Annotated in this window: 20 protein-coding genes; 16 read left to right on the top strand and 4 right to left on the bottom strand. The window is 55.5% G+C overall.

What is annotated here, in order from left to right:
• The 8 genes from DW645_RS04675 (at position 1) to DW645_RS04640 (ending at position 7,369) form a co-directional block, all read left to right on the top strand.
• Positions 1–852: a sugar phosphate isomerase/epimerase gene (locus tag DW645_RS04675; RefSeq protein ID WP_117629752.1), complete on the top strand. Its 852-nt coding sequence runs from the start codon at positions 1–3 to the stop codon at positions 850–852.
• Positions 853–914: 62 nt separating this feature from the next.
• Complete coding sequence (locus tag DW645_RS04670; RefSeq protein WP_117757366.1) at positions 915–1,883, top strand: SIS domain-containing protein; 969 nt, start codon at positions 915–917, stop codon at positions 1,881–1,883.
• A gap of 14 nt (positions 1,884–1,897) precedes the next feature.
• On the top strand, positions 1,898–2,761 hold the full coding sequence (locus tag DW645_RS04665; RefSeq protein ID WP_035138847.1) for a PfkB family carbohydrate kinase: 864 nt from the start codon (positions 1,898–1,900) through the stop codon (positions 2,759–2,761).
• Between the two features lie 121 nt (positions 2,762–2,882).
• Positions 2,883–3,683, top strand: coding sequence for a fructoselysine 6-kinase (gene frlD / locus DW645_RS04660; RefSeq protein WP_118226570.1), 801 nt, complete (start codon positions 2,883–2,885; stop codon positions 3,681–3,683).
• Positions 3,684–3,710: 27 nt separating this feature from the next.
• On the top strand, positions 3,711–4,571 hold the full coding sequence (locus DW645_RS04655) for an amidohydrolase family protein (protein WP_233540712.1): 861 nt from the start codon (positions 3,711–3,713) through the stop codon (positions 4,569–4,571).
• A 2-nt stretch (positions 4,572–4,573) separates the two neighbouring features.
• On the top strand, positions 4,574–5,002 hold the full coding sequence (locus DW645_RS04650; RefSeq protein WP_117735290.1) for a secondary thiamine-phosphate synthase enzyme YjbQ: 429 nt from the start codon (positions 4,574–4,576) through the stop codon (positions 5,000–5,002).
• Positions 5,003–5,035: 33 nt separating this feature from the next.
• A complete protein-coding gene (locus DW645_RS04645; RefSeq protein ID WP_233540711.1) occupies positions 5,036–5,845 on the top strand; it encodes a BtpA/SgcQ family protein in 810 nt (269 codons plus the stop codon).
• Positions 5,846–5,851: 6 nt separating this feature from the next.
• A complete protein-coding gene (locus DW645_RS04640) occupies positions 5,852–7,369 on the top strand; it encodes an FGGY-family carbohydrate kinase (RefSeq protein WP_118226525.1) in 1,518 nt (505 codons plus the stop codon).
• A gap of 79 nt (positions 7,370–7,448) precedes the next feature.
• On the opposite strand, the gene DW645_RS04635 is transcribed toward DW645_RS04640, so the two are convergent.
• The gene (locus DW645_RS04635) at positions 7,449–8,231 is read right to left on the bottom strand and encodes a TatD family hydrolase (protein ID WP_118226523.1); all 783 of its coding nucleotides are present in this window, start codon (positions 8,229–8,231) and stop codon (positions 7,449–7,451) included.
• Positions 8,232–8,245: 14 nt separating this feature from the next.
• Positions 8,246–9,037: a ThiF family adenylyltransferase gene (locus DW645_RS04630; protein ID WP_370448096.1), complete on the bottom strand. Its 792-nt coding sequence runs from the start codon at positions 9,035–9,037 to the stop codon at positions 8,246–8,248.
• A 461-nt stretch (positions 9,038–9,498) separates the two neighbouring features.
• Here DW645_RS04630 and DW645_RS04625 point away from each other — a divergent pair, with 461 nt between their 5' ends.
• The 6 genes from DW645_RS04625 (at position 9,499) to DW645_RS09880 (ending at position 14,116) form a co-directional block, all read left to right on the top strand.
• Positions 9,499–9,777, top strand: coding sequence for an autorepressor SdpR family transcription factor (locus DW645_RS04625; RefSeq protein WP_118226520.1), 279 nt, complete (start codon positions 9,499–9,501; stop codon positions 9,775–9,777).
• Entirely contained in the window at positions 9,770–9,949 is a 180-nt protein-coding gene (locus tag DW645_RS10010) for a DUF1648 domain-containing protein (RefSeq protein ID WP_199576431.1), read from the top strand. The genes DW645_RS04625 and DW645_RS10010 overlap by 8 nt, the downstream gene beginning before the upstream one ends.
• Positions 9,950–10,474 carry an SdpI family protein gene (locus tag DW645_RS04620; RefSeq protein WP_199576430.1) on the top strand — a complete coding sequence of 175 codons (525 nt, stop codon included), beginning with the start codon at positions 9,950–9,952 and terminating at the stop codon, positions 10,472–10,474.
• Positions 10,475–10,658: 184 nt separating this feature from the next.
• The gene (gene ettA, locus DW645_RS04615; protein WP_055251458.1) at positions 10,659–12,338 is read left to right on the top strand and encodes an energy-dependent translational throttle protein EttA; all 1,680 of its coding nucleotides are present in this window, start codon (positions 10,659–10,661) and stop codon (positions 12,336–12,338) included.
• A gap of 280 nt (positions 12,339–12,618) precedes the next feature.
• Positions 12,619–13,746, top strand: a complete 1,128-nt coding sequence (locus DW645_RS09885; protein ID WP_147356630.1) for a hypothetical protein — start codon at positions 12,619–12,621, stop codon at positions 13,744–13,746.
• A gap of 31 nt (positions 13,747–13,777) precedes the next feature.
• Positions 13,778–14,116 (top strand): hypothetical protein, encoded by a 339-nt coding sequence (locus DW645_RS09880; protein ID WP_147346212.1) that lies wholly within the window; start codon positions 13,778–13,780, stop codon positions 14,114–14,116.
• A 54-nt stretch (positions 14,117–14,170) separates the two neighbouring features.
• On the opposite strand, the gene DW645_RS04610 is transcribed toward DW645_RS09880, so the two are convergent.
• Complete coding sequence (locus tag DW645_RS04610) at positions 14,171–15,478, bottom strand: hypothetical protein (protein WP_118226518.1); 1,308 nt, start codon at positions 15,476–15,478, stop codon at positions 14,171–14,173.
• 136 nt (positions 15,479–15,614) lie between these two features.
• The gene (locus DW645_RS04605) at positions 15,615–16,565 is read right to left on the bottom strand and encodes a hypothetical protein (RefSeq protein WP_118226516.1); all 951 of its coding nucleotides are present in this window, start codon (positions 16,563–16,565) and stop codon (positions 15,615–15,617) included.
• Between the two features lie 493 nt (positions 16,566–17,058).
• Here DW645_RS04605 and DW645_RS04595 point away from each other — a divergent pair, with 493 nt between their 5' ends.
• Positions 17,059–17,340 (top strand): DUF2087 domain-containing protein, encoded by a 282-nt coding sequence (locus tag DW645_RS04595; protein WP_055251466.1) that lies wholly within the window; start codon positions 17,059–17,061, stop codon positions 17,338–17,340.
• Positions 17,318–18,502 (top strand): MFS transporter, encoded by a 1,185-nt coding sequence (locus tag DW645_RS04590; protein WP_082435530.1) that lies wholly within the window; start codon positions 17,318–17,320, stop codon positions 18,500–18,502. The genes DW645_RS04595 and DW645_RS04590 overlap by 23 nt, the downstream gene beginning before the upstream one ends.
• Positions 18,503–18,507 lie beyond the last annotated feature (5 nt).

The raw sequence follows: 18,507 nt of genomic DNA, 5'->3' as shown, positions 1-18,507 counted from the left end.
ATGTCTGAATCCAAACCGACGCTGCGCCGCGAACAGATTGCGGGCATGAATATCCACTACATCATGTGGTCGCTCGATTACTTCCTTGATGTGCAGCAGCGTTTGGGCTTTGAGTCCATTGAGCTGTGGTGTGCGGAGCCGCATGTGACGCTCGACCACACGGGCTACTTTGAGGCTGAGGTCCTGGCGAAAAAGGCTGCAGACCGTGGGCTTAGGTATCGTACTCTGTGCCCCGAGAATGTTGTCTATCCTTGGCAGTACTGCGCACGCAAACCGCTGCATGAACAGCGCAGCCTGGCGTACTTTAAGCACGGCATTGAGCTTGCCGAGGTACTTGGGTGCGACCGTATGTCCGTCAACTCGGGCTGGGGCGACTGGGACGAGGACCGCGAGGAAGCCTGGAAGCGCAGCCGCGAGCACTTGTCCATTCTGGCGGAGTATGCCGGTGAGCACGGTCTGGTGCTTACGATGGAAAGCCTGCGTCCCGAGGAGAGCAACCTTGTAACGACGGTTTCCGATGCGAAGCGCATGATTGACGAGGTCGCGAGCCCGTACTTACAGCCCATGGTTGATACAACCGCGATGGGCGTTGCGGGCGAGACGCTCGAGGACTGGTTTGCCGCCTTTGGTGATGGGGCAATTCACGAGATGCACTTTATCGACGGTGACCCGTATGGCCATCTGGTGTGGGGCGATGGCAAGCACGATATGGACGCCTTCGTCGCCACGCTTAATGCCCATGGTTTCGATGGCATGCTAGGCCAGGAAATCACGGACGGGCGTTACTACGATGACCCGGCGGCGGCAGATGCCAAGAACATGGCCGCATTCGAGAAATATCTGATTGACTAAACCAACTATCGGCCACGCAGCCAACGTCATTGATTGCGGACCAAACAAGAAAGGAACTGGATATGAACGCACACGATCTGATCAAAGAGGCAATTGCCGAGAAGGGCAAGTTCGACAGCGTCTACTGGATTGCTTGCGGTGGCTCCATGATCGATTTGATCCCGGCTCATGAGCTTCTGCAGCGCGAGGCAACCACCTTCACTTCGTATATCTATACGGCTCGCGAGTTTGATATCATGCGCCCGCGCCGCTTGAGTGAGAAATCCCTGGTCATTGCTTGCAGCCACAGTGGCAACACCCCCGAGGTCGTCGAGGGCTGTGAGATTGCCCTTGCAGCCGGCGCTACGGTGATCGCCCAGACCGACAACGCTGGATCCAAGATTGACTCCGGCAAGTGGACCACGTGGGTCTACCCGTGGGGCGAGGGCGTGCCGCAGGCCGAGGTCCCCGCTGGCATTTCGCTGTCGCTTGCGGCCGAGCTGCTCGATCAGCAGGAGGGCTACGCCGATCTTGCCGATATGTATGCCGGTATCGCCGAGATGGATAAGATTCTTCCCCCGGCACGTGAGAAGGTAAATGCCGAGCTAGGCGATCGTTTTGCCAAGCTTTGCCAGGAGCACGAGTTCTTCTACATTCTGGGCAGCGGTCCCAACTTTAGCCAGACCTACGGTTTCGCTATCTGCTCTCTTATGGAGATGCAGTGGCAGCACTGCAGCTACATCCACTCTGCCGAGTACTTCCACGGCCCCTTCGAGGCTACTCAGGATGGCGTTTTTTACTTCCTGCAGATGGGCTCCAGCGAGTGCCGTGCTATGGACGAGCGCGCCCTTGCGTTCCTTAAGACGCATACCGATACGCTGATGGTGCTCGATGCCAAGGAATACGGTATGGAAGCCGTGCCGGCGAGCGTCCGTGCCTATCTGGACCCGGTGCTGTTCTACGCCATGAACTGCGAGCTGCGTGCTGCACGCGGCAAGGTGTTTGATCACGATCCCGATTTCCGTCGCTATATGGGTGTTGTCGAGTACTAGAAGGGGCAAAGGCCATGGCATTTAACGTTAACGCGCTCGGATTTGGCGATAACGTCGTCGATCGCTACGAGCATATCCACACCATGTATCCCGGCGGCAATGCGGTGAACTTCGCCGTTTATGCCAAGAAATGCGGTGCCGCACGCTCTGCATACATGGGCATTTTTGGCAATGACGCCGCTGCCGAGCATGTCATTGCAAGCCTCGAGGATGAGGGTATCGAGCTTGACAAGTGCGAGCAGATGATTGGCGAGAACGGAGCGGCTCGCGTGACCGTCGTTGACGGTGACCGTGTCTTCCTCGGCTCCAACGAGGGCGGTATCCGTGGCGATGCGCGCTATGTCCTCGATCGCTTTGACCTTTCGTACATGAAGCAGTTCGATGTGGTTCATTCGGGCAACTATTGCTTCACCGAGCGCGAGCTGCCCAAGTTAAAGGCTGCGGGCGTCACGGTCTCTTTTGACTTTTCGGACGACTCCACCGACGAGTACTACGAGCAGATTGCGCCCTACGTCGATTTTGCTTTCTTTAGTGCGGCGGATGCCGCGAGTGAGGACGAGATTCGCGAGCGTCTGGCATGGGTGAAGGGTCTGGGTCCGCGTTTTGTGTCGGCTACGGCGGGCGCCGAGGGCTGCATCGCTTACGACGGCGAGCGTTATTACCGCCAGCTGGCTAAACCGGTAACGGACATGAAGGACACCATGGGGGCGGGCGACTCGTTCCTCACCTCGTTTTTGATGTGCTATCTCGATTCCGCCAAGCGTGGTGAGGATGGCGCCGAGGCCATCGAGCGCGCGCTCGATTTTGCTGCCGGGTTTGCCTCGACCGTGTGCGGCATGGAAGGTTCTTGGGGCCACGGAGCACCAATCGTCGAATAGCTTAAGAAAGCGTACGGCGGTCTGGCTATGAGGCCTTGGACAGCCGATGCAAAACAATAAGCGAAACGCGAAAAGGGGGCTCGTTATGTGGTGGGTCCCCTTTTGAACATTGGAGAAGAGTATGGGTATTAAAGCGTGTGCGGCTGGTTTTTGCTGCGCGGACGTCTATCAAAACATCGGCGTGTTCTATCCGACTGGTAACGGCATTGACTGGGGTATCCATCTTGCACGAATGGGCGTTTCGGTATCCGCCGTGTCGGTTGTCGGCAAGGACGAGTACGGAGACAAGATGAGGGAGGCGCTGGCCGCCGAGGGGTTTGATATCTCACACCTGCGGGTGGAGGATGGCGACACTTCGGTGATGCTCATGGCATTGAAAGACGGCGTCGATCGTGTACATCTCGAGGCAATCGATGGCGTAATGGAGACATATCGACCGAATGAAGACGACCGGGCGTTTATCCTAGAGCATGACATCATTCATACCGACCTGTTTGGCAATTGTTTGGACCTCCTGCCCGAGTGGCATGATGCGGGCAAGACGGTGGTTATGGACTTCTCGGTGTTCAGCCAGGATCCCGAATATGCCTGCGAGAATCATTTTCCCTACGTTGACTACGCATTTATGTCGTTTGAAGATGACACTCCGGAGCTGCGAGACTGGGTACGTCACGTGCAGGAATTGGGGCCGCGCGTTGCGGTTGCCACGCTTGGCGAGAAGGGAAGCATTGCCTATGACGGTGAACGCTTCTATGAGTGCGGGATCGTGCCGGCGGAGAAGGTCGTTAATACCGTGGGTGCCGGCGACTCGTATATCGCCGGATTTACCAAGGGCGTGATCGATGGCCTTGATATTCCGGCGTGTATGAAGGCGGGCGCTGAGCTGTCGTCCCGAGTGATTGGTTCGTTTGAGCCGTACTAGGGTCAAATGCCTGGAAAGGAGTACGAAATGGTTATCGACATGTTGGTCCATCCTATGCTCTACGGCGAGATCTGTACGCCGGGTGATGAGCCTGATGGATTCGGTTTTTGGTCACGAGAATTTGGTATGGGGCATATGGGCCCCATGGATTGGGATGAGCTTCAAGTCGAGATGGACGTCTGCGATGTGCAGAAGAGCGTGCTCATGCCGCTCGATGTAACCACGGCATGCGGAGGGCACTTTGGCACCAATGACCAGATTGCCATGCTGGTTGCCGCACATCCCGATCGTCTGTGGGGATTTGCGAGCGTAGACCCGCAGGTGAGCGGTGCCGCAGACGAATTGGAGCGCGCCTTTACCGAGTTGGGGGCAAAGGGGCTTTGCCTGCATCCTGCAAAGCAGGGTTTTGCCCCCGATGATGCTGTGGCCGAGCCGCTTTACGAACTGTGCGAGCGCTATAACAAGCCGGTGGTTTTCCATGCCGGTATGTCTTGGGAGCCGGGCGCAGAGCTCTCGCGCAGTAACCCGCTTGCATTTGAGCACACAATCGCAACGCATCCAAATGTGCGTTTTAGTTTGACCCATTTTGGCTGGCCCTGGGTGCGCGAGACCGTGGCGATGCTGCTCAAGTATCCCAACTGCTATGCGGACACCTCTATCACTTACATCGATTCGCCCGAGGAGATGATGCAGCGTCTTTTCACGGTCGATATGGGGCCGCTGTGGTATGAGCGCGCGCTATCGCACCAAGTGATGTTCGCCAGCAATACGCCGCGCTTCCGTGCATTCAAACTCAAGCGGGCGCTCGATACCGTGCCCATGCGCGATGATGCGCGAGAAAGGCTCTACTGGGGTAATGCCCTGTGTTTTCTTGAAGGGGATGAGTGAACATGGTGACGCTCGAGACATTGAGCTATCTATCGACTGCTCCGGACCAGTTCATCGATATTACCGAGGACGTGCACGCTGCCATCGAACGCAGCTCGGTGACCAATGGCTTGGCGGCGATTATTTTGTCGCATACGACCTGCGGAATCGTGGTAAACGAGGGGCTGCCCTGCGTGGAGACGGATCTTATGGAGACGCTTGATCGCATCGCCCCACTCGATGCCCCCTATGCGCATGCACACTTCCTGCCGAGCTATGGAGCCACCGGTAACAACTCCTGTGGGCATATCAAGAGCATGATTTGTGGAAACAGTTGCTTCTTTCCCGTCCAAGATGGCCACATCGTGTGCGGAGGTGCCCAGAACATCTATCTTGCGGAGTTTGACGGTCCGCAGAAGCGAAAAGTGTACGTCGAGGTGCTGGGGGAGTAGCGTCCCTGCAATAACCCTATGAAGGAGCACGTTATGTCGTTTCTAACTTCGATGTTCAAGACCGAAAAGCCGGTTATCGGAATGCTGCACCTGCGTCCTCTGCCGGACGATCCACTGTATTACCCGGGCGGAAGCGTGTCACAGGTCGTGGAAGCCGCCAAGCGCGATCTCGAAGCGTTGCAGCAGGGCGGTGTCGATGGCATTTTGATTACCAATGAGCTCTCGATGCCCTATGAGCAGCACGTTTCTCCCTCAACCCTTGCATCGATGGGCTATGTAATCGGGGCTCTATCCCATGATCTGTCGACTCCTTGGGGAGCTGAGGCAATTTACGATGGTGATGCCACAATCGAGCTGTGCGCTGCCGTCGACGCGCAGTTCACGCGCTGCAATTTTTGCGGTGCCTGGGCCGGTGATCTCGGGCTGATTAACCGAGATTTCGCTCACACCATGCGTCGCAAGGCGGCGCTGCGCTTGGACGACCTCAAGCTTTTTCACTTCATCACGAGCGAGGGGGAGGTTTATCTCAACGACCGCACGACTGCGGACATTGCCGATTCACTTCTCTTTAATTGCCTACCGGATGCGATGGTCATCGGCGGTTCGGCTGCCGGCCGCGGCGCTTCGGGCGAGCTTGCCGATGAAGTCCGCGAGCGTGTTGGCCAAGTACCTGTGGTGTGTGGCACCGGTTGTCGCGAAAATACCGTGGCTGACGTATTTGCTCACTACGATGGCGCGTTTGTCGGCACGTGCTTAAAGCGCGATGGAAAGCTGGATGCCCCGGTTGATGTTGAGCGGGTAGCTCGTTTTATAGCTGCCGCTCGCACGGCGCGAGGGGAGTAGGCACCTATGGCGTTCTATCTGGGTATTGATATTGGGACAAGTGCCTCTAAAGGCGTTTTAATCGATGATCGATGCAACATCGTTTGCCAGGCCTCTTGTGGACACGAGACGGACAACCCGCGTGATGGATGGTACCAGCATGATGCGGAGGCAGTTTGGTGGGGCGATTTTTGCCGCTTGTCGCGCGAGCTGGTGGTGCGATCGGGGGTTAACGCGGCGCAGATCGGATGCGTGGGCCTTTCCGCATTGGGTTGCGACTGCGTACCGGTCGATACCGAGTGCAACGCGCTGGCGCCCGCGATTTTATATGGAGTCGATGCACGTTCGAAGCCGCAGATTGACGAGCTTCTTTCCGAATATGGGTCAGATCGCGCGCGCGAGCTTTTCGGGCACGATCCCTGTTCGTCAGATATTGCTCCTAAGATCTTGTGGTTTAAGGAGAATATGCCCGAGGTGCACGAACGTGCCGCGAAGTTCCTGACGGCGTCATCGTTTCTGTGCGCAAAGTTGACGGGGCGTTTTACGGTGGACCGTTATTTGGCGGAGGATTTTCTTCCCCTATATGACCGCTACACTTGGAAGGTTGATGCTCGGGAATGTGCTCGTTTCTGCCGGCCTGACCAGATGGCGGAGGTAATGTCGGCTACCGATATTGCCGGGGTGATTACGCAGCGTGCGGCTGAGGCGACGGGGCTCGTGGCGGGGACACCTGTCTTGGTGGGAACGGGCGACTCTGGTGCCGAGGCCATTTCGACGGGTGTATTCCGTCCCGGCGATATGATGGTTCAGTTGGGGAGCACGGCGTATTTCATCTACTTAGCTGATCATATGGTCGATGATGCCCGCCTGTGGCCAGGAACGTTTATCATTCCCGGAACTTACGGGATCTGCGCGGGGACCAATACGGCGGGTGCACTCACATCGTGGTTGCGCCAAGAGCTGTATCGCGACGCCGTAGAGGCCGAGGGCCACGGTGGCCCCGATGCATATTCGGTTATGGCGCATGATGCCGCCGATGTGGCGCCGGGTGCCGATGGGCTCCTGTGTCTGCCGTACTTTGCGGGGGAGCGTACTCCGCTCAATGATCCCGAGGCGCGTGGCGTCTTCTTTGGCCTGACCGGAAGGCATACGCGAGCCCATATGGTTCGCGCCGCCTTGGAAGGCGTCGCGTATACCGTTGCATCCCATGTCGACATTATCGAGCGAGAGCATGGACTGCCAATTGGGCGCATTATGCTTGTCGGAGGTGGAACCAAGAATCCAGTTTGGATGCAGGCTATCGCCGACGTATGCGGGCGCGAGGTCTCGGTTGCCAAGGTTACGGTGGGCGCATGCTTCGGTGATGCCATCATGGCATCTCTCGCAGGTGGCGCCTATGCATCATGGGATGAACTCGCCCAAGTCCTTGGCGTTGCACAAACAATCGTGCCCGATATGGCTGCCCACGAGCTATATGCGTCGCGCCGTCATATCTTCGACGAATTGTATGCACGCAACCGTGATCTCATGCACGAATTGGTGTAATGCTGCCGAATTGTACTGCCTGCCAATAGGGACTGCATTGTGCGATTCGCATGTCCCTTGGCATTTTTGCCCACAGGGGTTAGCGAAGGTCAAAAACAGAGTGCGCATTTGCTAAAACTACCGACTCGATGCGCTTTGCGTCACAGTTTTTGAGTGAGGCAATGCGCATCGAGGTCCTTGCGAGCGATCTGATGAGCGATTGCACGCTTGTTTCTGTGTTTGGCTCGGTCGGCGCATCAGTCTCGAGCAGTAGACGGTCGAGTGGAATCTGTCGGGCATATTCGCGACCGCGCTTGGTGGCGAGCATGCGCTCGTTCACGGAAAAATAGCAGCCTGCGTTTCGCGCGCGGACGAGTTCGTCCGAAGTGCCGCTAAACCAGTGGAAGATGATAACGGGGGAGTCGGAGTTTGGGATGAGTAGTCCATGCGATTCGAGGACGTTCAGTACGGTTCCCGCCGAACGAACGGCGTGAATTGATATCACGCGCCCGGTAAGAGGATGCTGCACGAGCGCATCGCAGAGCCGGTCAAATGCCTGTATTTGTAGCGGCTCACTTCCAGCAAAGCGCGCGGAAAAGTCGAGTCCGACTTCGCCGATATAGCGCTCTTGGGCAGCAACTTCGCAAAGCAGATTGATTTCAGCGTTGCCATATCGTCCGTCGGCGAGCCACCAGGGATGGAGGCCGATGCCGGCAAAGATATTTGAACGGCCGCAGGCGCGCTTCTTGGCGCGTGCAAAGTCGTGCGGATCGACGCCGCAGTCAAATAGAATCAGGCCCAGCGCCGTTGCCTCATCGGCAACGGCGTCCGGGTGAGCCATTAGATCAAGATGGCAGTGTGCATCAAATAACCGGGGCTCCATCTCGGCGCGCTCCGCTAGTCTAGGCGCTGGCCATCGGCGCGCACGCGCTCGGTGCCGCGGCCACTGATCTGGCGGATAACCTCGCCGGCGATCATCTGGCCCATGATGGGTGGCATAAAGCTCGCGGTTCCCAGCTCGGTGCGCTCGTGGATGTTGGAAGGGTCGCGGGGCTGGGTCTTTACCGACTCCTCGCAGCTAAACAGCACGTGAAGGCTCTTGATGCCACGTTTTTTGCACTCTTTGCGCATGATGCGGCTCATGGGGTCGCGCACGGTGTCAAAAATGTCGGCAAAATGCAGGCATTCGGGATGGAGCTTGTTGGCCCCGCCCATGGAGCTAACCAAACGAATGTCATTGTCCTGAGCATATTTGGCAATGGTGAGCTTGGCCGAGATGGTGTCGATGGCGTCGACGACGTAGTCGAGCTTGCCACCCGTCTGCTCCAAAACGCCCGCGAAGAACTCGTCGATGTTGTCGCTCAGCAGGTATTCGGTGCGCTTGATAACGCTGGCGGCGGGATTGATGTCGTGGATCATGGCTTCCATCACGTCAACCTTGCGCTTGCCGACGGTGCTGTGAAAGGCGATGGCCTGTCGATTGATGTTGCTGGGCGCGACGATATCCTTGTCCAGAATCACAAAATGACCGATGCCGCCGCGGACAAGTGCCTCGCAGCAGTTAGAGCCCACGCCTCCGCAGCCGAGCACCAGCACCGTGGCGTTGGCGAGTCTATCGAGTGCCTCACGGCCCATGATGATCTCGAGTTTGGTGTCGCGTGTCTCGACGAGAGCAGCGGTTTCGGTCATAGACATCCTCCGATGGGGAAGCGAATCGTGTTTTAGCTATCACCATTATAGGTATTATCGCGATTCCATTTGAGCCCTAGGGGCTTGTTGAAATGAGGCAAGGATTCGCATAAGATGAAGCAGATGGCACCCGTTGCAGCGGGTTGGCCAACTCCCAAACACGTTTGTAGCGTGAGAAGTGGCCGTCTTCGCATTACGCGGGGGCGGCTATTTCATTCGACCTCCTATGTGGATGCCGAGTTCCACAGCCGCGATTACAAGCAATAACAACGTCAGGACATTATCAATACTCATAGTCCATCTCCTTCTTGGGAAGAGGGAGCTGGCCCATCTGCTTCTGGACCCATTGTATCTAAAAACGAACGAATGTTCTATACATAACATTGCTATTAGATAATTAGACAAACATCTAAATAATGAGTATAGTGTGCACGTCGCGAGAGATAGCGAGAGGAGGTTCTATGCCGGGAGAGGGTTTTAAGGCGCTGGCCGATCCAACGCGACGGCGCATTTTGGAGTTGCTGCGCGAGGGCAATTGTACGGCCGGGGAGCTTGCCGAGCATTTTGACATCAGCAAGCCGTCATTGAGCCATCATTTGGCGACGCTCAAAAACGCCGGGCTGGTGACCGACGAGCGCCATGGCCAAAACTTCGTTTACAGCTTAAACACCACCGTCATGCAGGACTTGATTGGCTGGTTTATGGGCTTTACGGACACTGAAGGTGATGAGGATGAATAACGAAAACAAGGGCATTCACGCCACGGGGGTATCGCCGCGTGTATGGGCCATGCTTGTTGTGGTCTGCGCTATTAATGTCGCGGCGCACCTTATGGTGATGCCGAGCTTGCCTGCGCAGATTCCCACGCACTGGGGCGCGAACGGCGCCGTCGACGGTTGGGGTCCTAGCTGAATGGCCTCCGCGCTCGGCGTGCTGCCTCTGGCGCTTCTCGCAATGTTCTACGTCGTGCCACGCATTGACCCCAAGGGCGAGGCGTATCGGACCTCGGGCAAGTTCTATCAGGGTTTTGTAATTGCTTTCACGGTATTCATGTGTGCCATAAGCTGGTTGGGTGAGCTTACGGTCTGGGGCGTGGTGCCGGCGGTCGGTTCGGTCAACGTGCTGATTTCCAGTGCTGTCGGTTTGCTGTTCATCGGCGTAGGCAACTACTTGCCGCGTGTGAAGCAGAACTATACGCTCGGTATCAAGACGCCTTGGGCGCTTGCCGATCCCGAGAACTGGCGCCGTACGCAGCGTTTTGGCGGCGCCTGCTTTATGGTGCTGGGTGTTGGTTTGATTGTGATGGGCGTGGCGGGTAGTGTGCTTTCGAGTGAAGTCGTCGCCGCGGTGATTGCGGTTCTGGCGTTTGGTTCAGCTGGAGCTGCCTACGTCTATTCGTATCTGCTGTGGCGCAAATCGCAGCGAGCCGCTCGTTAAGGTTGCGGAAAACTAGCGTACGCAGTTCATAGTGTGTTAAGGGGGACTTTTCCCAGGTAGTATTAGGGGGTGTGGGCAACCATGCCCCTTTTTCGTTAAGTTTCAGAGCTGGTTTCCTCATTTCGTTTCCACTAAAGCGAATCAAGAATAGGGAAACAGCAGGTAGAAAGGATAAAACAGGCAAATGGCGGAGTTTATCTACCAGATGTATCAGGCTCGCAAGGCCCATGGCGACAAGGTGATTCTTGACGACGTGACCCTGAGCTTCTATCCCGGTGCCAAGATCGGCGTCGTGGGTCCTAACGGCATGGGTAAGTCGACCCTGCTCAAGATCATGGCCGGTATCGAGGAGGTCTCCAACGGCGATGCCAGGCTCACCCCCGGCTACACCGTGGGTATCCTGCAACAGGAGCCGCCGCTCGACGACGACAAGACCGTCATCGAGAACGTGCGCATGGCGTTTGGCGACATGATTGCCAAGGTCGATCGCTTCAACAAGATCGGCGAGGAGATGTGCGACCCGGACTGCGACATGGACGCCCTCATGGCCGAGATGGGCAAGCTCCAGGACGAGATCGACGCCGCTGATGGCTGGGATATCGATTCCAAGCTCGGCCAGGCCATGGACGCCCTGCAGCTGCCCGATTCCGACATGCCGGTCAACGTGCTTTCCGGCGGCGAGCGCCGTCGCGTGGCCCTGTGCAAGCTGCTGCTCGAGGCTCCCGACCTGCTGCTGCTTGACGAGCCCACAAACCACCTAGACGCTGAGTCGATCCTGTGGCTCGAGCACTTCCTTCACAACTACCAGGGCGCGGTGCTTGCCGTCACGCACGATCGCTACTTCCTGGATAACGTTGCCGAGTGGATCTGCGAGGTCGACCGCGGTCACCTTTATCCCTACAAGGGCAACTACTCCACGTATCTGGAGACCAAGGCCGCCCGTATCGAGGCGCAGGGCAACCGCGACGCCAAGCTCGCCAAGCGCATGGAGGCCGAGCTCGAGTGGGTACGCAGCTCGCCCAAGGCTCGCCAGGCCAAGAACAAGGCTCGTCTGGCTCGCTACGAGGAGATGGAGGCCGAGGCCCGCGCAAGCCAGAAGCTCGACTGGACCGATATCCGCATTCCCGTTGGACCGCGTTTGGGTAACAAGGTGCTCGAGGCCCATCACCTGCACAAGGAATTCGACGGTCGCGTGCTCATCGACGACCTTTCGTTCACCCTGCCGCGCAACGGCATCGTGGGCGTCATCGGCCCCAACGGTGTCGGTAAGACCACGCTGTTCAAGACCATCGTGGGCCTGGAGCCGCTGACTTCGGGCGAGCTCGAGGTGGGCGAGACCGTCAAGATCTCCTATGTCGATCAGAACCGTTCTGGCATCGACCCCGATAAGAACCTGTGGGAGGTCGTCTCGGACGGCCTGGACCACATGATGGTCGGCGAGACCGAGGTTCCGAGCCGTGCTTATGTGGCGAGCTTTGGCTTTAAGGGCCAGGACCAGCAGAAGCGCGCTGGCGTACTCTCCGGTGGCGAGCGCAACCGTCTGAACCTGGCGCTCACGCTCAAGCAGGGCGGCAACCTGCTGCTCCTCGACGAGCCCACGAACGATCTCGACGTCGAGACGCTGTCCTCACTCGAGGCGGCGCTGCTCGAGTTCCCGGGCTGCTCGGTGGTTATTAGCCACGATCGTATGTTCCTGGACCGCGTCGCCACGCACATTCTGGCGTGGGAGGGCACCGACGAGAATCCGGGCAACTGGTATTGGTTCGAGGGCAACTTCGAGGCCTATCAGGCCAACCGCATCGAGCGCCTGGGCGAGGACGCAGCCCAGCCGCATCGTATTCACCGCAAGCTGACGCGTGACTAGTAGCAAGTAGAAAGGCCGCCAGCAAGGGCGGCCTTTCTTGTAGCAATTGCACTGCAGCTATGCCCTGGCTGCTGGTTTGATTCATAATCAAAGTCATCTCTTTGGGATTAAAGCCCGTTTTTGCTATGAGTGATTTTCTAATTCCGTTTAAAACGTAAAGACGTATTGGGTTACAAGGACATAAGCAAATCGAATTGAAATATAACCAGTGCTGTAACGTTACAAAAAAGGTTATAGAATAGGAGTATCTTATAAGTCGCTCCTCTAGAAAGAAGAACATATGCTTTCGCGTCGTCGTTTTCTGCAACTTGTCGCGTCTTCAATTGTCGCCTTAGCCGCACGTCCGAAAGAGGTTTTTGCTTCGACGGGCAATATTGATGGTGAGCAGATACAATTTACTTCAGAAATTGCGCAAGAGCTTGCCGATAAATATATAAAGGGACTCCTCGGCTCTTCGTATACGCCTTCTGACCCTATTCCTTTTGTAGACGTTGATGGGTCCCCGCTTGGCTACATTGTTCCGGTTGTGACATTCAATAGAGCCGCGGGCTATTTGGTTTTAGATGCTTCAGATGATGAAATACTTACGGGATATCGTTTTGGAGACGGCTTAGTCAGCCCTATGGATCGGGGAGGAGATCTTGGTGTTGAGTCTTATTCTTTCAATAACCCAGTCGTAATGATCAATCCATTCGAATTCGGTGTGCAATCTTTGGACGGTTCAATAACAACAAATTGCGGAAGAACAATCCCGGCTGTTTCCATAGAAGGACGGCCTGTCGTTTTATCGAATAAACCTTCAAGCTGGAACGATGTCGTAATTTACGCAACTCAAATGCAGGATTACACAGTATCTGGGTTTCGTTCCATTTCTCAGTTTATGTCATATGATGAAAGCGAGATTAAGAGGCTTACTGCCCACTATGCTTGTATGGTGACAGCTTTTTCGAACGTTGCGGAACTGTATGGCATTGCCAATTTATATAACGACCCTTCGCAATATATGCAGATATGGAATTACACCAATACCCATGCTCTTTCCGATGAAGAACAGACTGTTCCCGGCGTTGTTTTGGGCGGAACGCCGATATCAACCTGTGCAACGGGGTTTACAAATTACTGCGCAAGCAGAGGAAGTACTCTTATCGCCCGCACTGTCTCCTCTCCGGCTATCGCGAGCATTCAAAATGAGATTAACTCTAATAGACCGAATGTTTTACATGCGAGTTTGTACAACGGATCAGCCCATTCTGTAACAGCGGAGGCTTACGCCACACTTACTGGTAAGAAAACTGGAGAGACAAGGCAGATGATTGGCATAGCGGACGGCTGGAATTCATCTTTATCCTTCCTGAAGTATGATCAGAGCTATTATGCGTGGACTTATGGAACGACTTTTTCGAAGTAGGACGATTCGTCTAGCTCTGTCTTTGGTGCTGATGGCTTCATTGGTGGGCTGTTCAACAAAGGAAGAGATATCGCGCGGAGGTTCCGGAGAAGTGACTGCGACAGACTCAGGTTCATTAGAAATAGCTGGCGGGCATGCCGATGTGATGTTACAAGGAAAAGGCGTGCTTAGGTCGATTGATGCTGAAGACGCTGTCTGCTCAATAGAGGATTTGAAGACAGGTGAAACTGCATCGTACCGAGTTTCAGATAATGCTGCGAATATGATTGAGTCGATACCGACTGGAGCGCAGGTTTCTTTTAGATACTTTGCTCCGCAACTTGAGGATGAGCTTGCTTCTCTGGTGTCTATATGCGCCGATGACAACTAAAAGGCCTGAATTCAAACGGCCTCGGATGGTCAATTGGCTATCCGAGGCCGTTTTTTACTCGACCGGGGCTTCGACCTTGTCGATGGCCCAGGTGGCTCCGAGGCCGCCGGTGGTGTTGCGGCGAATGCGTACGGTGACTTCGTGGCGTTTGCCGGCCTGTGTGTAGCGCAGGGGGAAGCTCGCGCGGTTACGGCCGGCCTCGATGGTACCGCGCTCGCGAGCGATCCAGTAGTACTCGCCGACGATGCCGAGGGTGTCGGCGCCGTAGGGGAGATAAGTCGACAGCTGGTGCAGCAGCGGGCTAGGGCAGAAGACCTCGGTCGCGAAATCGATGGGGAAGTCCCCGGGGATGGTTGGTGCTGCGGAAGCGGGGGCCGGTGCTGAATTGGGGACCGGAGTCGGTGCAGGTGTGGGAGCCTGGTCACAGGCGGGTGCGGATGCGGACTCAATGACAGGTGCAGACTCAGATGCCGCTTCTGGCTTAGCTATGGAATCTGTCGGTTCCACGGAGATGGACGTGTCTTCGGTCCCGGTTTTGGCATCGGCCTGCGGAGTGTCCTCTGCCTCGACGTTCGGCTTGGCCTCGACCGGCGTGGATACCATGGTGGTGATGCCGGCGTTGGCGTTCTCGGGGTCGTAGACAACCGTGAGCGAGATGGCAGGCTGGGGCGCCTCGGGCTCCGGTGTTGCCTCGGCAGCATCTTGATCCGCGAGCTCGTCGGACTGATTGTCCTCGGTGTTGTCGCCAAAGACATCGTGGTTCTGGAACACGGGCGCCTCGGGCTGGCCAGCCGCCTCTTCGGTTGTCGACTTGGATGCCTCGTTGAGCTCCGCAGTGGCTTCCTGCTCGGATATGACTTCGGGATCGGTCGTGGCGGCGATTTCGGTTTCGGCCTCTGCTGTTACTCCAATAGCGACTTCGATCTCTGTCTCGGGTTCGGGTTCCGGCACGGCTCCAACCATGGCTTCGGGCTCGGGACGCTTAACGTGCTTGGGGCGCACGGCCTTCAGGTCCTTCTTGCCGTGCTTCTTCTTTTTGTAGGACTGCTTGGCGCCCTTGGTAGCCTTGCGCTTGTCCTCGTCCTTGGCAAGGGCGGCATCCCATGCCTCGTTGGCGATGACGGTGGCATACAGGCGGCCGCCCTTAAAGACGGTCAGTTTAATGCAGTCGTCGAGTTCCTCGAGCAACTCGCGCGTGGACTCGAAGCCCAAGTCATAAGCGGCCATGTCGCCGGCGGCGAGCGCCTCCTCGACCTGCGTCATAAACGTTTGCTTACCGCACCCAATCGCGTCGCGCAGCAGGCGATACAGATAGATGTGGTTGCCCAGCGATAGCGTGGGCCTAACTATTGTCTTGCTCATGGCAAATCTCCTCTTTACACACGTAAAGCATCTTACCATCGCATAGCGTTCGCCATGGCGGCACCCAAGGCAAACGGGCGCGAACCGCTATCGATTCGCGCCCGTTGTACAGGTTGCCTATCTGGGGATGCAGTGCTTAGTTGCCCGATGCCGTGCCTTGGCTCGAGCTGTTAGATGTCGTGCCCAATGTGGTGTCACTCGAATTGCTGTTGCTGCTGCCTGCTGTGCCCGTTCCCGACGTGGTGTCGCTCGTCTGGCCGCCCGTGCTCGGTTGAGAGCCGTCAGTCGTTTGGCTTGAGTCAGTCGTGCCGGATTGCGTGCCGCTGTTGTTCGCAGAGGAATCGGTGCCCTGCGATTGGTTTTGGGTGTTCGAGGACGAATTGGCAGAGGTAGAACTGTCTTGCGTATCGTCCGTCTGTGCTTGCTGATCCTGCGACTGGGTGTTGCCATTTGCATCGCTCTCGGTCGTGCGCGACGACAGGATTGGCTCGGGACGCTCGCCCAGACCCTCACCGGCAGTGGTGATAAGGATGGCGCCGGCGCAGGCGATGACCGCGACGATGGCGATAGCGATCGAGAAGACGATGACCTTCTTTTGCGTCTGGCTGCGCTCAGCCGCCGCCTTGGCGCGCAGGCTGTTGGGAGCGACGCGCGCCGTGGTCGCGCGTCCCGCAACCTGGCGCATCTCCTGCGTGGTTGCGGCGCCACCTAGGTGCTCCTCGACATTGGGCTCAACGGGCTCGTAGGCGCCGGTAGGGTAGTCGACAGCGGCATGCGTGCCCTTGATTGCTTCGGCGCTGGCGGAGATAAAGTGGCGATAGACCTGCGAGGACACAACAGTGATGACTGAGCTCACAGCGGCACCAATCACCGAGCCGGCAATGCCGATCTTTGAAGCAAGCGCCACGCTCGTGGCGGCAGCTGCGGCGCCGGCGATGATCTGGGGAATGGAAATGTCGTCGAACAGGCCCTTTTTGGGCGCGATGGCCATGGTCTGTCCGATGGAATGGTTCTCGTGCACGCCGTTGTTGAGTGATGCCGGCGTCATGACGCGCGTGCGCGGCGCGTCGGTGTACTTGGTTGTCATACGGGGTCCTCCCGGTGTAAATCTGCTTCGTTTCGTGTAGCCATCAGGGTACCCACCAGATGTGAATCGTACGTGACATTTAACAGATACCATCAACTCATCAAGGGGGCTTGCTGTCTTTGGTGCGATAGCTTGATGCTAAACTGGATTTATGTTTGCGAGGTGGTTTACGTGATGTACCCGTATATGACATTCGAAGATGGAACCGAGGTCATTCATTCTGACCTGATTACAGATGGCGATATCGAAAAGGTTATCGTGCATTTTGAACGACCGACGGCAGAGGGTTTCGACTCCGCTCGTTGTGAGTTGCCTTCCTGTTCGTGGACTGACTGGGAAGGGCATTTTACTCAGAGTGAAAAACGAGCTTTCGAAGAGTGTCTGAGCAAATAATTTAGATTAGTTCGAGTTTAGTTCGAATAAAGAAGCTGAATGCGATGACCTAAAGCGTATGCATTTTTAGTATTAGATGCGTATGAAATGGAGGATGTGAATGGATGAGCTAATAGACTTTAAAAAACGATTTCTCAAGAATGGCGAGCTGGTTTCAATTCCAAAAAAGGAAAGCTATAAAAGAATCATGCTGCTATGGGCCGTCTCTTTCTTTGAATTAAATACAAGTTATACGGAGCTTCAGGTTAATCGTGTGCTGTCACAGCTCTATCCTGATTATGCCGTGTTGAGGCGGTACTTGGTTGATTATGGATTCCTATTAAGGGATGAACGAGGCCTGAAATACGAGGTTAATCGTGATGTTCACGGTATTGAGAGCTAGCCGTCCGGTTCGGGTCCTATATATTGCTAGAGGGATAAGCGAAATAGGCAATTGGTGTGCGAATATTGCTTTGCCAATGCTAATTTACGAGGTAACTCACGATGTTTCTGCAACTGCTTTGATGGTCTGCTGCAGATTTGCCCCCTCTCTGTTTTCAGTTGCGCTCGCGCAGCTGCCTCAGAAGATGGGTATCGGGACACTGCAGGCCATGAGATTGGCAGACTTAATTCGCGCGGGATTATTCGTTTGCTATATTTTTGTTGATAGTAAATGGAGTATGTTTGCTATTACGTGCGCGGTATCGCTTTGCCGAACGGTAGAAATGCCCTGCTTTTACTCGTTGTTAAGAGCCAATACGAATAGTATCAATCGCGACGTAATTAATAATTCGTTTGGGTTCCTGCAGAATTTGATGATGGTTCTGGGGCCAGTTGCCGGCGGTTTTGTTGTCGCTCAATTTGGGGCGGAGGCTGTTCTTGCATTAGACGCGCTTTCTTTTGCCGCGTCGTTCTGGTTGCTGCGAGATGTTCCGTCGGTTATCGAGGTTAATGATAAAGAGGGAATAAGCAAAAATGAAAAAAACAGGACTGCATTTAGTGATCTTAGCGCGAAGCACTTGGCAATTGGTTTCCTATTAATCGATATTTCTAGTGGCGTGGCATTCGGCTCTCTGAATTCTCTTTTGCCAGCTATAGCGCAATTGCAATTTGACTCGTCATCGATACAATACGGATTCCTTCAGAGTAGTCTTACAATCGGACTGTTGTTCGGAAATACAATATATGGTCGTTTAATCAGTGGTTCCGATTGCGTTAAATCATATTGTTTTGTGACGTATCTTGCGCTCGGTGCGTATCTGGCGTTTGGCTATCGCTATGCGTCTGGGATATCGTTTATTTTCCTTTTTATCGTCGGTGCCGGAAACGCCATTCAAGATGTGCTTCTCATAACATCGCTGCAGGATTTGGCGAGAGACGGATCTGAATCGATAAGCCTGTTTTCAATTAGGGAGTCTTTGCAATCGGTTGCTGTTGTTATTTCAACACTTCTTGTTTCGCTGTTCACGAGCATCGCGATGTTCTCAATTCTCGTTACAGGACTTGGTGTATTTTCAATTATGATGGTAGTTGTGTTTCAATTGAATTATTTGCGAAAGATGTGACGTTG

The organism is Collinsella sp. AM23-17 (assembly GCF_003470945.1).
Taxonomy (GTDB): Bacteria; Actinomycetota; Coriobacteriia; order Coriobacteriales; family Coriobacteriaceae; genus Collinsella; species Collinsella aerofaciens_O.
Note: the sequence above shows the minus strand (reverse complement) of the source record. Positions and strands in the feature narration are given on the sequence as shown.

What these genes read in the sequence shown, in the direction of transcription:
- DW645_RS04595 (WP_055251466.1), top strand. Translation starts at nt 17,059, where the DNA reads ATGGATGAGCTAATAGACTTTAAAAAACGATTTCTCAAGAATGGCGAG.
- DW645_RS09880 (WP_147346212.1), top strand. Translation starts at nt 13,778, where the DNA reads ATGGCTTCATTGGTGGGCTGTTCAACAAAGGAAGAGATATCGCGCGGA.
- DW645_RS04620 (WP_199576430.1), top strand. Translation starts at nt 9,950, where the DNA reads ATGGCCTCCGCGCTCGGCGTGCTGCCTCTGGCGCTTCTCGCAATGTTC.
- DW645_RS10010 (WP_199576431.1), top strand. Translation starts at nt 9,770, where the DNA reads ATGAATAACGAAAACAAGGGCATTCACGCCACGGGGGTATCGCCGCGT.
- DW645_RS04640 (WP_118226525.1), top strand. Translation starts at nt 5,852, where the DNA reads ATGGCGTTCTATCTGGGTATTGATATTGGGACAAGTGCCTCTAAAGGC.
- DW645_RS04605 (WP_118226516.1), bottom strand. Translation starts at nt 16,565, where the DNA reads ATGACAACCAAGTACACCGACGCGCCGCGCACGCGCGTCATGACGCCG.
- DW645_RS04670 (WP_117757366.1), top strand. Translation starts at nt 915, where the DNA reads ATGAACGCACACGATCTGATCAAAGAGGCAATTGCCGAGAAGGGCAAG.
- DW645_RS04675 (WP_117629752.1), top strand. Translation starts at nt 1, where the DNA reads ATGTCTGAATCCAAACCGACGCTGCGCCGCGAACAGATTGCGGGCATG.
- DW645_RS04655 (WP_233540712.1), top strand. Translation starts at nt 3,711, where the DNA reads ATGGTTATCGACATGTTGGTCCATCCTATGCTCTACGGCGAGATCTGT.
- DW645_RS04610 (WP_118226518.1), bottom strand. Translation starts at nt 15,478, where the DNA reads ATGAGCAAGACAATAGTTAGGCCCACGCTATCGCTGGGCAACCACATC.
- DW645_RS09885 (WP_147356630.1), top strand. Translation starts at nt 12,619, where the DNA reads ATGCTTTCGCGTCGTCGTTTTCTGCAACTTGTCGCGTCTTCAATTGTC.
- DW645_RS04625 (WP_118226520.1), top strand. Translation starts at nt 9,499, where the DNA reads ATGCCGGGAGAGGGTTTTAAGGCGCTGGCCGATCCAACGCGACGGCGC.
- DW645_RS04650 (WP_117735290.1), top strand. Translation starts at nt 4,574, where the DNA reads ATGGTGACGCTCGAGACATTGAGCTATCTATCGACTGCTCCGGACCAG.
- frlD (WP_118226570.1), top strand. Translation starts at nt 2,883, where the DNA reads ATGGGTATTAAAGCGTGTGCGGCTGGTTTTTGCTGCGCGGACGTCTAT.
- DW645_RS04665 (WP_035138847.1), top strand. Translation starts at nt 1,898, where the DNA reads ATGGCATTTAACGTTAACGCGCTCGGATTTGGCGATAACGTCGTCGAT.
- ettA (WP_055251458.1), top strand. Translation starts at nt 10,659, where the DNA reads ATGGCGGAGTTTATCTACCAGATGTATCAGGCTCGCAAGGCCCATGGC.
- DW645_RS04645 (WP_233540711.1), top strand. Translation starts at nt 5,036, where the DNA reads ATGTCGTTTCTAACTTCGATGTTCAAGACCGAAAAGCCGGTTATCGGA.
- DW645_RS04590 (WP_082435530.1), top strand. Translation starts at nt 17,318, where the DNA reads ATGTTCACGGTATTGAGAGCTAGCCGTCCGGTTCGGGTCCTATATATT.
- DW645_RS04630 (WP_370448096.1), bottom strand. Translation starts at nt 9,037, where the DNA reads ATGACCGAAACCGCTGCTCTCGTCGAGACACGCGACACCAAACTCGAG.
- DW645_RS04635 (WP_118226523.1), bottom strand. Translation starts at nt 8,231, where the DNA reads ATGGAGCCCCGGTTATTTGATGCACACTGCCATCTTGATCTAATGGCT.